Annotated in this window: 11 protein-coding genes; 5 read left to right on the forward strand and 6 right to left on the reverse strand. The window is 69.0% G+C overall.

Features of this window, described 5'->3' with window-relative positions; all coding sequences use genetic code 11:
- Positions 1-4: 4 nt before the first annotated feature.
- Both ABE487_RS15860 and ABE487_RS15865 read right to left on the reverse strand, forming a co-directional pair.
- Positions 5-1,027 carry a polysaccharide biosynthesis/export family protein gene (locus tag ABE487_RS15860; protein WP_346452630.1) on the reverse strand — a complete coding sequence of 341 codons (1,023 nt, stop codon included), beginning with the start codon at positions 1,025-1,027 and terminating at the stop codon, positions 5-7.
- Between the two features lie 196 nt (positions 1,028-1,223).
- On the reverse strand, positions 1,224-1,556 hold the full coding sequence (locus tag ABE487_RS15865; RefSeq protein WP_346445551.1) for a hypothetical protein: 333 nt from the start codon (positions 1,554-1,556) through the stop codon (positions 1,224-1,226).
- A gap of 218 nt (positions 1,557-1,774) precedes the next feature.
- Here ABE487_RS15865 and ABE487_RS15870 point away from each other — a divergent pair, with 218 nt between their 5' ends.
- From ABE487_RS15870 to ABE487_RS15885, 4 genes are all read left to right on the forward strand, one after another.
- On the forward strand, positions 1,775-2,212 hold the full coding sequence (locus tag ABE487_RS15870) for a low molecular weight protein-tyrosine-phosphatase (protein WP_346445552.1): 438 nt from the start codon (positions 1,775-1,777) through the stop codon (positions 2,210-2,212).
- 74 nt (positions 2,213-2,286) lie between these two features.
- Positions 2,287-4,527, forward strand: coding sequence for a polysaccharide biosynthesis tyrosine autokinase (locus ABE487_RS15875; RefSeq protein WP_346445553.1), 2,241 nt, complete (start codon positions 2,287-2,289; stop codon positions 4,525-4,527).
- A gap of 480 nt (positions 4,528-5,007) precedes the next feature.
- On the forward strand, positions 5,008-5,925 hold the full coding sequence (gene ubiA, locus ABE487_RS15880; RefSeq protein WP_346448640.1) for a 4-hydroxybenzoate octaprenyltransferase: 918 nt from the start codon (positions 5,008-5,010) through the stop codon (positions 5,923-5,925).
- Between the two features lie 280 nt (positions 5,926-6,205).
- The gene (locus tag ABE487_RS15885; RefSeq protein ID WP_346445560.1) at positions 6,206-6,565 is read left to right on the forward strand and encodes an endonuclease domain-containing protein; all 360 of its coding nucleotides are present in this window, start codon (positions 6,206-6,208) and stop codon (positions 6,563-6,565) included.
- Positions 6,566-6,968: 403 nt separating this feature from the next.
- On the opposite strand, the gene ABE487_RS15890 is transcribed toward ABE487_RS15885, so the two are convergent.
- The 4 genes from ABE487_RS15890 to grxD form a co-directional block, all read right to left on the reverse strand.
- Positions 6,969-7,310: a hypothetical protein gene (locus tag ABE487_RS15890; RefSeq protein WP_346448642.1), complete on the reverse strand. Its 342-nt coding sequence runs from the start codon at positions 7,308-7,310 to the stop codon at positions 6,969-6,971.
- 175 nt (positions 7,311-7,485) lie between these two features.
- Complete coding sequence (locus ABE487_RS15895; RefSeq protein ID WP_346452629.1) at positions 7,486-10,956, reverse strand: PAS domain-containing hybrid sensor histidine kinase/response regulator; 3,471 nt, start codon at positions 10,954-10,956, stop codon at positions 7,486-7,488.
- A gap of 61 nt (positions 10,957-11,017) precedes the next feature.
- Positions 11,018-12,526 (reverse strand): diguanylate cyclase, encoded by a 1,509-nt coding sequence (locus ABE487_RS15900; protein ID WP_346452628.1) that lies wholly within the window; start codon positions 12,524-12,526, stop codon positions 11,018-11,020.
- 424 nt (positions 12,527-12,950) lie between these two features.
- Positions 12,951-13,880, reverse strand: coding sequence for a Grx4 family monothiol glutaredoxin (grxD, locus tag ABE487_RS15905; protein ID WP_346445558.1), 930 nt, complete (start codon positions 13,878-13,880; stop codon positions 12,951-12,953).
- 129 nt (positions 13,881-14,009) lie between these two features.
- Here grxD and ABE487_RS15910 point away from each other — a divergent pair, with 129 nt between their 5' ends.
- Positions 14,010-14,807 (forward strand): polysaccharide deacetylase family protein, encoded by a 798-nt coding sequence (locus tag ABE487_RS15910; RefSeq protein ID WP_346452627.1) that lies wholly within the window; start codon positions 14,010-14,012, stop codon positions 14,805-14,807.
- Positions 14,808-15,027 lie beyond the last annotated feature (220 nt).

The following is a 15,027-nucleotide window of genomic DNA, read 5'->3' on the forward strand; positions in this document are numbered from 1 at the left end:
GACATCAATTGAGATCGTTGCTGGTGCGGGCGGCGTTGCTGATGATGCCGGAGAACGGCAGGAGCTGCCCCACAAAGCGATTCCAGCGGGTAATGCCGGCGGCGCCGACGAACACGACGTCGCCTGGCTGCAACTGGAACTGGCTGGCCACGGCGAAAGCCGCGGGCGACTTCGCCTCGAGCTGATAGACCACCGACGGTGGCGTGTCGGCCTCGAGACCGCGTGCGCCGCGGATCACATAGACCGCATTGCCGTTGGATGTGGTCTGCATCAGGCCTCGGGCGCGGCCCAGTGCCTGGCTGAGGCTGATGGTGCCGGTGCGGAAGCTCTGCGCACCCGGTTGCATGACCTCGCCGACGACAAACACTTCCTTGTCGTCGAGGAATGGGATGTACAGGTGATCCTCGGGTTTGAGATAGATCGCGTCACCCGACTGGCGATCCAGATCGATGGTGTAGGTGATGCCATTGCGGGTCAGCCGCACGCCCGAGAGGTCGGCGACCGTCGGGTTGATGCCGGCCTGGCTGATGGCGTCGTTGAGCGTCATCGGCGCCATGGTCAATGGCACAGCGGTCGAGTTGGCGGTTGCGCCGGTCACCCAGGCGCGCTGGCTGCCATAGGTGAGCACCGAGACGTCGACCTGCGGCGACTCGATGTAGCGCGCCAGCTTGCCGGCGATGTCCGCGCGCAGTTCGGCGGGCGTGCGGCCTGCAGCCTGGACCTTGCCGATGTAGGGATAGAACAGGGTGCCGTCGGTCTGGACGTGGCGGCCGGCGGCGTTGAGCTGTTGCTGGGCGCCAGCGGGCACTGTCAGCTCAGGGTGGTCCCAGACGGTGATGTAGAGCACATCGCCGACCCCGATGGCGTAGGCCGGCGGTCGGTACTCGACCAGTGCGGCCGGCAGCACGTCGCCGGGCTGCTGCGTGGCCCGCTCCATTGCAATCAGTTTCGGCGTGATCGGGATCAGATCGAGCTGGTCGTTGCCGACGGTGCGAAATCCCCCGTCGTTAGCCGAGCCGGTTCGCATGTGCTGACCGGGGCTCCAGATGCAGCCAGCCATCAATGTGGCGGCGAAGGCGACGAGAAGAGGACGAAGCAAGGGACGCATGAACACGGGATCTCCTGGCGTGGGCAGGCGCCACCGCCTGTTGACCATAAAAAACCCCGCCGGCCTGGACCGGCGGGGTGACTGGTGTCCCGCGGGCGAAGGTGCCCGGCGGCGATCAGTTCGTGCCGGTGCCGGTCGTGCCCGTACCGCCGGTGCCGGTGCCCGGACCGGTGCCCGTACCGCCACCGCCGTCGCCGACATTGCCTTCGCTGTCGCCATTGTTGTCCATCACCACTGCGGCCAGCGCGACCACGCCTGCCACGATGCCAACAGTGGCGCCCTGGCTCAGCCCAGTGCCGACTGCGCCGCCGGTGCCACCGGGAATGCCGCTTTCCTGCGATGCGTCGTTATTGGAGGCTGCCGTGCCCTGGGCCTGCGGTGCGGCAAAGGCGATACCGGACAGGCCGGCCAGGGCGATCGTGCCGATCAGGCGAAGGGTCTTGTTCATGGGGGAGCTCCAAGCATGTAAAAGGACGGTATGCGTCCAGGCTGTTGCGAGGCTATAGGCCGAAAGCTGGTCATGTCAAGGCGGCTTCGACGCTCGGATGGTTTGGTGAGCGTGTCTCGACAAGGCTGAATAGGTTGCTCACGGATCACGTAGAGCGAGCTTGCTAGACTGCGCGCTTGTGTCCGCCCCGGCGGCGTCCGGGAGTGGAGTGCATCCAGGTGTTTCGGAAGGTCCTGTTCGTGTGCATCGGCAACATCTGCCGCAGCCCTACCGCGGAGATCGTGTTGCGATCGGAGCTCGGGACCTCGGGCATCGCGGTGTCCTCTGCCGGGTTGCAGGCGCTGGTCGACCGGCCGATCGATCCGACTGCAGCAACGCTGCTGCAGGAGCGGGGCCTCGACACCGATCAACATCGTGCCCGTCGGCTGACGCCCGTGCTGCTTGCCGACGCCGATCTGGTGCTGGTGATGGAGCGGGCCCATCAGGCGCGGATCGCCCGTGAGGTGCCGCAGGCCAGCGGCAAGGTGATGCTGCTGGGCAAGTGGGCCGGCGACCGCGAGATTCCCGATCCCTACCGGCAGCAGCGCCCTGCGTTCGAGCACGTATTGAACCTGGTCGACGAGTCGGTCGCTGCCTGGCGACGCTATCTCCGCTAGCTCCATCGGCCTTCCGGGTCGTCATTCGTATCTTCCGCGCATTGCGCCTTATTTACAGAAGCCAGAGCCACTGCATGAGCAAGGAAACAGGAGTGTCCCCCAAGGACGAGGATGAGATCGACTTGCGCGAGATCGTCGGTGCACTGATCGATCGCAAATGGTGGATCATCGGCATCACCGCGGCGTTCTTCGTGGTCAGCGTGGCCTACGCGCTACTGGCGACGCCGATCTACCAGGCGCGCTCGATGGTGCAGGTGGAGTCCAAAGCGCCGACCATTCCGGGTCTGCCGGACCTGTCGTCGCTGGGTGGTGGCGTCACGTCGGCGGCGGCGACGACCGAAATCGCGCTGATCACGTCGCGCACGGTGATCGGCGACGCCGTCGACAGCACGCATGCCGATGTGGTCATCGAGCCGGCGCGCTTTCCGTTGATCGGCGGCTTCCTCGCGCGCCGCTTCTCGCCCGAGACGCCCGACGCCGTGGGATCGCCGTGGTTCGGGCTGTCGCGCTACGGCTGGGGCGGCGAGCATGTCGAAATCGTCGGCATGACGGTGCCGGCGATCTGGGAGAACGAGCCGCTGACGCTGCGCGTGGGGGACGACGCCTCGCGCTTCAGCCTGTTCGGGCCGGATGACCAGTTGCTGCTGGAGGGGACCGTCGGCACCGACGCCGAAGGCGGTGGTGTCAGGTTGCAGGTCGCGACGTTGCGCGCCAATCCCGGGACACGGTTCGAGGTGACCAAGCTGCGCCGGCTCGATGTCGTGGCCGGCTACCAGCAAGACGTGCGTGCCTCTGAGCAAGGGCGCGAGTCCGGCATCCTGCAGTTGTCGTTCGAGCATCCCGATCCGCAGTTCGCGCAGACCTTCCTGCAGGCGGTCGCATCGGCCTACGTGCGCCAGAACGTCGAGCGCAACTCGGCCGAAGCCGGTGCGCAGCTGGAGTTCGTGCGCGAGCAGTTGCCGACCGTGCGCCTCCAGGTGGAGGCGGCGCAGAAGGCGATGAACGAGTACCAGACCCGGGCGAACTCGGTCGACATCACGATGCAGACCCAGGGGCTGCTGCAGCAGGAAGTGGCGGTCGAGACGAGCATCCAGCAGCTGCGCCTGCAGCAGGCGGAGATGGACCGCAGCTTCACGCGCGAGCACCCGGCCTATCGCGCGCTGCTCAAGCAGATCGGTGAACTCGAAGCGCGCAAGGCCGCCTTCCAGAAGCAGGTCGGCGAGTTGCCCGACACCCAGCAGGAACTGCTGACGCTGACCCGTGACCTGCAGGTCAGCAACGAGCTCTACACCGGGCTGCTCAACCAGGCGCAGCAGCTCGACGTCGCGCGCGCCGGCACCGTCGGCAACGTGCGGATCGTGGACCCGGCGGTCGTCGACACCCAGCGGCCGGTGAAGCCGCGCAAGCCGCTGATCGTGCTGATCGGCACGCTGCTCGGCGGTTTCCTCGCCGTGGGCCTGGTGTTCCTGCAGCGTGCGTTGCACGCCGGCATCGAGGATCCTGCGCAGATCGAGGAGCTGGGCCTGCCGGTCTACGCGTCGATTCCGCTCAGCGAGTCGCGCGACCTGTTGGTCATGGACCGGCTGCGCAACCGCAGGGGGCGCGTGCGCCGCGACCCGGGCTTCGACAAGCGGCAGCACTTGCTCGCGGTCAATGCGCCCGCGGACCTGGCGATCGAAGCGATCCGCAGCCTGCGCACCAGCCTGCATTTCGCGATGCTCGAGGCCAAGAACAACATCCTGGCGATCTCCGGCCCGCGTCCGGCGGTGGGCAAGACCTTCGTGTCGGCGAACCTGGCTGCGGTGATCGCCCAGGCCGGCCAGCGTGTGCTGGTGATCGATGCGGACATGCGCAAGGGGTCGCTGCACAAGGTGCTCGGCGTGACGCAAACCAGCGGCCTGTCCGATGTGCTCGGCGGCAAGCTCGAGGCCACCGAGGCGATCCGCGCGGCCGAGGGTGTGGCGAACATGGACTACATGGTGCGTGGCGACATCCCGCCGAACCCGTCGGAATTGCTGATGCATCCGCGTTTCGGCCAGATGCTCGAGGCGCTGTCCAAGCAGTACGACCTGGTGATCGTCGACACCCCGCCGATCCTGGCCGTCACCGACGCCGCGCTGATCGCCCGCCATGCCGGCTCGAGCCTGCTGGTGACGCGCTTCGGCGTGAATCAGCCCAAGGAGATCCTGCTGACCAAGAAGCGCTTCGAACAGAATGGCGTGCAGGTCAAGGGTGTGATCTTCAACGCCGTCGAGAAGCGCGCCACGGGCTATTACAGCTACGGCTACTACGAGTACAAAGCCGACAAGGCCTGATCTCGCATACCGCTTCCGCGCCTTTGCGCCTTCCCCCGCATCGCGGGGCATTGCGCGCTTCACGGACTGCCGCTTTTGCGCCTTCCCCCGCATTTCGGGGCTTTGCGCGCTTCACGGGCTGCCGCTTTTGCGCCTTCCCCCGCGTGCGGGGGAAGGTTGGGATGGGGGCAAAAGTGCGGCAGGCCCTTGCCCCCACCCGATGCCTGACGGCATCGACCTCCCCCGCAAGCGGGGGAGGTGACGTGTGCGGGCTGCGGCTTTACGCCTTCCCCCGGCATCGCGGGGTCTTGCGCCCGTCACGGACTTCCGCCTTTGCAACCCCCCCCCATCGCGGGGCATTGCGCGCTTCACGGGCTGCCGCTTTTGCGCCTTCCCCCGCGTGCGGGGGAAGGTTGGGATGGGGGCGTACCGCGGCAGGGAGGCGACGCGCGCCGAAACACCTGGCCCTGCTGAGGCGTCGCCGCTAACCTGTCGCCCGTCATGTCCGCATCGCTTCCCACTTCTCCGAGCAGGCCCGCCTGGCGCCAGCGTCTGGCGCTGTACTGGAAACTGGTCCGCGGCGATCGTCCGATCGGGTGGTTGCTGCTGCTGTGGCCCACCTGGTGGGCGCTGTGGGTCGCCGCAAAGGGGGTGCCGCCGCTCTGGACGCTCGCTGTGTTCAGCGCCGGGGTCTGGCTGACGCGCTCGGCTGGTTGCGTGATCAACGACTATGCCGACCGCTGGCTCGACCCCCACGTCGAGCGCACCAAGGATCGCCCGCTGGCGAGCGGTGCGGTGCGAGGACGCGAGGCGCTGTGGCTGTTCGCCGGGTTGATGCTGGTCGCGTTTGCGCTGGTGCTGACGATGAATCGGTTGACGGTGCTGATGAGCATCGTCGGTGTCGTGCTCGCTGCCAGTTACCCCTACCTCAAGCGCTACACGCACCTGCCGCAGGTCTACCTGGGGCTGTCGTTCGGCTGGGCGATCCCGATGGCGTTCGCGGCGGTGCAGGGCGCGGTGCCGGTCGTGGGTTGGGTGCTGTTCGTGGCCAACATCTTCTGGGCGACCGCGTACGACACCTGGTATGCGATGGTCGATCGTGAGGACGACATCCGTGCGGGGGCGCGCTCCACCGCGATCCTGTTCGGGCGCTTCGACCTGCTCGCGCAGGCGGCGCTGTATACGGCGATGTTCGCCGCGCTTGCGATCGCCGGTCACCTGGCAGCACTGGGTCCCAACTACTGGCTGGCGCTTGCGGTCGCCATGGGGCTGGTGGTCTGGGAGTTCTCGATCGCGCGCGGTCGCGAGCGTGGGCCCTGCTTCCGCGCATTCCTGCACAACCACTGGGTCGGCATGACGGTTTTCATCGGCATCGCCGTACACTACGCGTTGCCGCCGCTGACCCGGTTGATCGCCTGAGCGTCGGCACTGCAAGGACGAGACGTTGAGCGCGCGCTGCGCCTAGACGTCGGTCCCACCCGGCGCGCACACGCGCCGACCTCCCGCGCGGGCGGGGAGGTAACCGTATCGCCGGCATCTAGTATCTTGCCTCGCTCACTCCGGAGAGGCGCCTATTGCTTGCTGTTCGAGTCGCCAGCAAGGCGCGGCATGAGCTGACTCACGCGTGTGGGAAGTCCCGATCGTCGACTGTTGCGATAGCCCGCAAGCTCGACATTCCTGCAATCGTGGGAGTGCATCAATGCGGCAGGGTGCGAAACGCGACCTGGCACGTCGACTGCGCCAGACCATGACCGATGCCGAGCGTGCCTTATGGCGGCATCTGCGGATGCGCCAGATGGCCGGCGCACGGTTTCGCCGCCAGCATCCAATCGGCCCCTATGTGGTCGATTTCGTCTGCCTGGCGCAAGGGTTGGTGATCGAAGTCGACGGTGGGCAGCATGCCGAGTCGACATCCGACGCTGCGCGCGATGCATTCCTGCGCGCGCAAGGGTATCGGGTGCTGCGGTTCTGGAATCACGACGTGCTTGGCAATCCTGAGGGCGTGTGGCTTCGGATTCGGCAGGCGCTAAGCGAGGAGGGGATGCCGGGCTGCCAATGACGCGATGACGACAGGGATGCGTGCAACGAGTGCAAGGTTGGCGTTGCGTTGTCGCGTACGGCGGCCCCCACCCCAACCCTCCCCCGCAAGCGGGGGAGGGAGCACGCTTCCGCGAGTGCGAGTGCGAGTGCGAGTGCGAGTGCGAGTGCCAGAGGCAGAGCCAGAGCCAGAGCCAGAGCCAAAGGCAGCGGCAGCGGCAGCGGCAGCGGCAGAGGCAGAGGCAGAGGCAGAGCAAGCGCCAATGTTTGCGTGTGATCAGCGATCACCTCGCCTGAGTGGTCAGCAGGCACTGCTCTGCACGCGGACAAGAGATGTACCACGCGCCCAGGAGGCAGCGCGCATGACGCACCTCCCCCGCTTGCGGGGGAGGTCGGCGCGTGTGCGCGCCGGGTGGGGGCGGGCTTCAGGCCGCGCGGACGTCGCGCAGTTCCCAGGCGCTGCCGGCGAGCAGGCGCAGACGGTGCTTGAGGACGGTGCTCGAGATCGAGGTGTCCACAGTCAGGTCGATGTCCAGGTCGCGTTGTTCGCCGACCACGCGCGCGGTGGGGTCGGTGATGCCCAGCGACGGATCGACCTCGTCGGGGTCGGGCTGGTCGGCGCGCCATCGGGCGAAGAGGGTGTCGCCGCGCAGGGCGTCCTGGAGCTCGGCGGCGATGCCCTCGGGGCCTTGCGACTGCAGGGCGTAGGTGCCCGAAGCGCGGGCCTTGCCGGCGTCGGGGATACGGATGAGGTAGCGTGTGCTCATGCGGCGTCTGCGTTGCGAAAGGTTGCAGCCTAGCAACGGGGGGCGTTAGGGAATCGTCATGCGGGGGCATCCGTCCGAAAGGACGCGCGGGCGAGCGCCGGCGGCGGTGGCGAGCGCCCGCCGCCCAGGCAGGGCGCGCCGGCAAGTCTTTGTTGTTGCCGGGCGCGCGGCTCTGTTACGAAAGGCGCCCTTCGGCGCGGGCGCGTCGGGCGGTCATCGCGCTGCGCTGGGCGGCGAGGAAGGCGCGCATCGATGCCGGCTTGACCGGCTTGGTCAGCACCCGGTAGCCGCGGATGCGGGCGGTCTGCTTGAGCGCGTCGCTGCCGTCGGCGGTCAGCAGGGCGCCGGGCGTCTCGGGCGCCATGCCGCGCAGTGCGTCGAGGGTGTCGAGGCCGTCGAGCCGGTCGTGCAGATGGAAGTCGACGAGCAGCACGTCGGGCGCCTCGTCCATCGCCGCGATCGCCTCGTCGATGGTCTTGGCGCACAGGGGCACCACGTCCCAGCGCCGCAGCAGGGCGCGCATGCCGGCGAGGATGTCGTCGTCGTTGTCTACGCACAGTACGCGCAGGCCGCGCAGCGATTCGTCGCGCAGCGGCGTGGGGGCTGGCGCGGTGACGATCGCCGCCGATGCGCTGCGCGGTACGGTGATCGAGAACATGCTGCCGCGGCCGACCATCGCGCGCGCGTCGAGTGTGTGCCCCAGCAGCCGGGAGATGCGTTGGCAGATCGACAGGCCCAGGCCAAGGCCGCGGCCGTCCCAGTCGAAGCTGTGCTCGTAGCGGTGGAACTCGTCGTAGATCTGGGTCATGTGGTGTTCGGGAATGCCTGGCCCCGTGTCCCAGACCTGCAGGGCGACCCCGTCGCCGCGTCGGCGCGCCGCCAGCACGATGCGGCCGCTGCGCGTGTAGCGCAGCGCGTTGGCCAGAAAGTTCTGCAGCACGCGGCGCAGCAGGCGGCGGTCGCTGCGCACCGGGGTGGGCGGGGCGTGCAGGCGGATGTCCAGGCCGCGCGCCTTGGCCATCGGTGCGTACTGACCGGCGAGCTGGCGCAGCAGTTCGGCGACATCGAAGTCGACGATATCCGGCTTGAGTGCGCCGGCGTCGAGGCGCGAGACGTCGAGCAGGCCGTCGAGCAGTTCTTCGGCCGCGCGCAGCGAGGTGTCGATGCGCTCGGCCAGGTGGCGCTGTTCGCCCGGGTCGGGGGTCTCGCGGAGCGCGGAGGTGAACAGTCGCGCGGCATTGAGCGGTTGCAGCACGTCGTGGCTGACCGCGGTCAGGAAGCGCGAGCGCGATTCCTGCGCCGCCTCGGCCTCGCGGGTGCGCTCGGCCACGCGCTGTTCGAGCGTCTCGTTGATCTCGCGCAGTTCGCGTTCGGCGCGCTTGTAGTCGGTGACGTCGCTGTAGCTGGTCGCATAGCCGCCCCCGGGCAGCGGCTGGCCGCGCAGTTCGATGACCTGGCCGTTGCCGAGCACGCGCTCTGAGACATGCGGGGAACCGGCGCGCATGTAGGCGATGCGCTTGTCGACCTCGGTCTGGATGTCGATCGCGTCGCGCGGGCCCAGTTCGCCGCGTTCGGCGTTGTAGCGGATCAGGTCGGCGACCGGGCGGCCGACGTAGAGCATGTTGTCGGGGTAGCCGAACAGACGCTGGTAGCTGCGGTTCCACGCCACCAGGCGCATCGTACGGTCGACCACGCTCACGCCGTGGTCGATGTTCTCCAGCGTCGAGGACAGCACCTCGCGGTTGAAGCGCAGCTCCTGGCCGGCCTCGTCGAGCATCGCGACGACCTCGTCGACCTCCATGCCCGAGCCTTTGAGCGCGCTGGTCATCAGCAAGCGCGCGGAAGACGCGCCGACCGCGGCGGCGAGTTGCCGCTCGGTGAACTGCAGCCAGGTTCGGTCGGCCGAGGCGTTGAGCACCAGCGGCCGCGCCTGGGCTTGCGCGTACTCGTCGAACGCATGTCGCGCCGTGCGGTCGCCGACGATCCGGCCGATCAGCGTCAGCAGGTCGCCGACGCTGATGTTGCCGCTCCAGTCCTCCGATGCGAGTGCGCGCCGCTCGGCATACGGGTCGAGGAATGGCGCCGCGCGCAGGCGCTCGTCGAGCGAGGGACGCCAGCGCGCCGACACCAGCAGCAGCGCGCCGACGTTGCCCAGCAGCGACCAGAACGTGCCATGGGTCAGCGGGTCCCAGCCGGCGAGCCCGAACAGCGCGCGCGGCTGCAGCCAGGCCATGCCGAACGGGCCGGCGTCGAGCCACTGCGGCTGGATCCAGCCCGACTCGGTCAGCGCCGGCAGCATCAGCGTGTAGCTCCAGATCGCGAAGCCCAGCAGCAGCCCGGCCTCGACGCCGCGCCGGCTGGCGCCGCGCCAGTACAGGCCACCGATCAGTGCCGGCGCGAACTGCGCAACCGCCGCAAACGACATCAGGCCGTAGGCGGCCAGCGTGGTGTCCGAGCCGCTGACCCGGTAGTAGCCATAGGCCAGCGCCGCGAGCGCGACGATCGCCACCCGGCGGATCCACAGCACGGTCGAGCCGACGTTGCCGCCGTGGCGCTCGGCATAGCCGCGGCGCAGCAGCAGCGGCATCACCAGATCGTTGCTGAGCATCGTCGCCAGCGCGACCGAAGAGACGATGACCATGCCCGTTGCGGCCGAAAAGCCGCCGACGTAGGCGAACAGCGCGATCACGTCGGCGTTCTCGGCCATCGGCAGCGCGAGCACGAAGCTGTCGGGGGCGACCGGGCCATCGCGGCCGAACAGTGCGACGCCGGCACTGGCGATCGGCAGCACCATCAGGCAGACGATCGCCAGGTAGCCGCCAAACAGCCAGCGCGCGCGGCGGATGTCGCGCACGTCGCCGCATTCGACGACCGCCACGTGGAACTGGCGCGGCAGGCAGATCAGCGCCGCGAACGCGAGCAGGCTCTGCGCCACGAAGCCGCTGGGCGGCGCATTGTCGATCAGCGCACGCGTGGCCTCGACCATGTGCAGGTCGCGCGCGCCCAGCCACAGTGTCGCGAACAGGCCGACCACGACCAGTGCCAGCAGCTTGATCAGCGATTCGAGCGCCACCGCCAGCATCAGGCCGGGCCGGTGCTCGGTGGCATCGACCTTGCGGGTGCCGAACAGGATCGCAAACAACGCCATCAGCACGGCGACGTAGAACGCCGGGTCGCCGAACGGCGTGACCGCCTCATCGGGGCCGCCGAGCACACCCAGGCTGATCGCCACCGCCTTGTACTGCAGGGCGAGGTAGGGCACCGCCGCCACCAGCGCGATGCCCGCGACCATCGCCGCCAGCCGCTGCGAGCGGCCATAGCGCGAGGCGATGAAGTCGGCGATCGAGACGGTGTTCTGGGACTGCGCAATCAGCGCCAGCCGTTCGAGGATGCGCCAGCCGAACAGCAACAGAAGCAGCGGACCGAGGTAGATCGGCAAGTAACCGATACCCTGGCGCGCGGCGGTGCCGACCGCGCCGTAGAACGTCCACGACGAGCAGTACACCGCCAGCGCCAGGCTGTAGACCAACGGGCGCAGCCACGGCCGCTGTGGATACAGCGGCCGCCGGTCGCCGTACCACGCCACCGCGAACAGCAGCGCGGCGTAGCCCAGCGACACCAGCAGCAGGATCCAGCCCGGCAGCATGCGACATCCTTCGACGCGACCGCGGGAGTGTAGCCTCCCGGCCCGCCGCGGCGGGCGCGACTCAGGCCTGGGCGGCCATCGCGCGGTCCTTGCCGGCGCGCTTGGCGCTGTACATGGCCAGGTCGGCGCGCTTGAGCAGCGATTCGAGCGTTTCGTTCGGGCGGCGCAGTGCGACCCCTGCGCTGAAGGTGATGACGATGCGGGTCTCGTCGTGGACGACAGGCCGGTGCGCGAGCACGGTGCGCAGGCGCGCGAGCGCCGCCAGGGCGTGGGCGAGTGTCGTGGCCGGCATCAGGATCACGAACTCCTCGCCGCCGAAGCGGCCCAGGATATCGCTGTCGCGCAGGGTGAGGCGGGCGACGTCGACGAAGTGGCGCAGCGCGGCGTCGCCCCCCAGGTGGCCGTGGGTGGCGTTGAGGCGGCGGAAGTCGTCCAGGTCCACCAGCGCCATGCACAGGGGGCGGTTCTCGCGCGCGCGCGCGGCTTCGCGTTCGAAGGCCTCGTCGAAGCCGCGCCGGTTCAGGCAGGAGGTCAGTTCGTCCTCGCGTGCCAGCCCGGCGGCGTCGCGCAGCTTCTGCTCCAGCAGGTGGATGCGCTTTTCGCTCTGCTCGACTTCCCGCCGGGTGGCGATCAGGTCGTCGCGCGCGCGCAGCGCCTGTGCCTGGATCCGTCCGGTATCGTCGAGTATCTGGTCGAGAACGGCGTTGAGGCCGGCGATGCTGCGCGCCTCGCGGATCCGTTGCGCATGCCCGGCCATGCGGTCCTGGTACTCACCGGTGTGCATCGCCATCCCATCCAGGCGCTCGACGAAGGTCGACATCATCGTCCTCATCGCGACCTTGGACGCATCGATGCCCTGTTTGAGCACGCCCTGCCGGTAGATCACCTCGCGCAGTTCCGCACGTGCTTCCTCGATCGAACCCCGGTCCAGCGGCCCGGCGAGCAGGCCGCGGATCTGTGCCAGCTGGCCATGCAGCCAGCTCTTCTCGTCGAGCAACTCGCCGATGTTCTCGAGCAACAGGTCGAACAGCCCGATCAGCAGCGCGACCTGCTCTTCAGTGGCCTCGGCATGCACGTCGATGCGACGGCACAGGTCGGTGAGCCGCTGCGACAGGCGGTCGAGATCGGGTGCGCCGGCGTCAGTGGCACGCAAGGCCTTGGCCAGCGCGAGGGCTTCTTCCGACAGCGCCGGTTCGTTGCGCAGCAGCGCCGCGAGGGCGATGCCGAGCGTCTGGCGCAGCAAGTCGCGCAGGCGGATGGATGGATCGGTGGCCGACAACGCAGGCGTGTCGAGATCGACGAAGCGGATGTACTTGTCGATCAGCTGCCGCATCGCGCGGCCGTAGGCCGGCCAGTCGCCATTGGCGCAGGCCGATTGCAGGTACTGGCCGAGACTGCCGAGCTCGTCGTGGAGACCGGCGACGCCGTCGGCGAAGGCGATCAGCAGGGCATGCGGCGCGTGGGCCTGCGCAAACAGCGCGACCAGTGCCTCCGACCCGATCGCACCCTCACGCCCGCGTGCGCCGGTCGCAGGCGCGGGGGTGTCGGACGGATTGGGGGATTTCCGCATGGAGGCCACGTCATCGAAAGGCAACCGGGGTCGTCCTCGGCCAGGGGCCGTGGCGGACTGCGACTGATCGCGATCGATATCGGCGTGGCCGCGGCGGACTTGAGTGGTGTGCCGCTGGCGGCGGCAGGGGACTGCCCCATCGCGGGGGCTGTGTTTGGCGCCGTCCCTGCATCGTGGAGGCATTGCGCCCCGCACGGGTGGAAGGTGGGGCCGGGGCTTGAGCGCGACCGGCCGCGCTGCGACGGCCCATGCCTCCACCCGGCGCGCGTTGGAGGTGCCTGCTCGCGCGCTGTGCCTGGTCTTCGCTGCGGGGGCGAGAAGGGCGTGGCCGCGTGGTGCGCTTGGCTGCTTCCCCCGCAAGCGGGGGAAGGTGGGGATGGAGGCGTTGCTGTCAGACAGGCCGTGCTGTGGCGCAGTCGCGCGCTCAGTACTTCGGCACGCCGCCGTCGACGCTGTCGCTCCAGGCGTCGATGCCGCCGGTGACGTTGTAGACCTGGGTGAAGCCCTGGTTGCGGAAGTGCTCGGCGGCCTGGAGGCTGCGACCGCCGTGGTGGCACAGGAACGCCAGCGGGGTGTCCTTGGGGAGCGCCTGCAGCCGCTGGATGCCGTCGCCGTCGAGGACTTCGAACGGACGCGAGACCGAGGCGGTGGCGCGCTCCTCCGGTGGCCGGACATCGACCAGCGTGAGCTTGCCGGCGGCGATCCGGTCGTCGGCTTCGGTCGGGGCGATCTCCTGGACCGTCTTGGGCGCGTTCGGGTTGTCGATGACCAGGCCGCGGCCACGGATGTCGTCGGCGAAATCGATCGTCAGGCCTTCGGCGCGGCGGGCGCTGGCCAGGTCGAACTGCACCAGCAGGCCGGCGACGTCGCTGACGATCGCCGACGGGTTGCGCGGTGCCAGCTGCAGGCGGGCGCGGAAGTTTCGGTCGATGTCGATCTGCAGCGCGTAGTCGCCGCCGGCATCGGCCAGCGCCTTGGTGATCATCTCGCGCGCGGGCAGCGTGATCGCAATCGTCGGGGGCGTGCGGTCCGGGGCCTGGACGCCGAACAGCCCGTGCAGTTCGCCGCTGCCGGCCATCTGCTCGATGATGTCGCTGCCGCCGACCAGTTCGCCCTCGACGTAGAGCTGCGGGATCGTCGGCCAGTCGCCGTAGACCTTGATGCCTTCGCGGATCTCGCCGTCTTCCAGCACGTTGACGTGGGCGTAGTCGACGCCGACCGCGTCGAGTGCGGACACGGCCTTGGCCGAGAAGCCGCACTGCGGCGCCATCGGCGAGCCCTTCATGAACAGCACGGCGCGGTTGCCCTGCAGCAGGGTCTCGATGCGGGTGCGGAGGGCGGGATCGAGGGACATGGCAGAACATCCTGGAACAGGCGGGAAGACCGACATGGTAGCGCGGGGCCGCCAACGCAAGCCCGCGACCGGTGGTCGCGTTGGCGGAATGCTGCGATGCGCGGCGGGCGCGATGGCATGATGCGCGCCATGTCGCCGCATCGTCCGCCCCGTCGCCCCTACCTGTGGCTGCCGCTGGTGCTCGCCTCCCAGGCCGTGATCGCGTGGGTGTGGTGGCAATGGAGCTGGCAGGTCGGGCTGCCGTTGCTGCTGGCCAGCCATGCGCTGTGCCTGTGGGGCGTGCTGGCGCCCGGCTCGCGGCTGTACGGGCCGGTGCTCCGGCGCCTGCCCGAGGGCGAGGTCGGGGTCTGGCTGACCATCGATGATGGCCCCTCGGACGACACCCGGCCGCTGCTCGACCTGCTCGACGCACACGCGGCGCGGGCGACGTTCTTCCTTGTGGGCGAACGCGCGGCCGCGCGTCCGGACTTGGTCCGCGAGATCGTCGCGCGCGGCCACGGCATCGGCAACCACAGCCATCGGCATCTGCAGGCCCGGTTTTGGGCATTGGGGCCGGCGCAGATGCGGCGCGAAATCGCCGATTGCCAGCGCACGCTCACGACGATCGCCGGGCAGGCGCCGGTGTGGTTCCGCTCGGTGGTCGGCCACAGCAATCCGTTCGTGCATGCCCCGCTGCGTGACGCCGGGCTGGCGCGTGTGGCCTGGAGCGCACGTGGGTTCGATGCGGTGGAGAGCGACACGGCGAAGGTCGTCGCGCGCATCGATGCCGATCTGGCGCCGGGCGCGATCGTGTTGCTGCACGAAGGCGCGCGCCATGGCCGCAATGTCGAGATGGTCGCCGGCGTTCTGGAGCGCTTGCGGTTGCGCGGGCTGCGCCCGGTGCTGCCGGCTCCTCCGGCGGATGGGGCCGGCGACCCCACGCGGTGATCGTGCTTGGCGTCTTCCCCCGCAGCGCGGGCATCGCGCCCTTCCCGGGGGGAAGGCGGGAATGGGACGCTTTTCGCGTGACGGCCTGTGCCCCCACCCGGCCCGCGATGCGTGCCGACCTTGTAAGTTGCTTTTGCGGTCCGGGAGTTGGCATTTTTCGGATCGCCCCGTGCCAGACCGTCCGACCTTTGATCGATCAGATCGTGGGGGAGCTTGGGTC

The sequence above is a fragment of the Luteimonas sp. TWI596 genome (assembly GCF_039674105.1).
Lineage (GTDB): Bacteria > Pseudomonadota > Gammaproteobacteria > Xanthomonadales > Xanthomonadaceae > Luteimonas.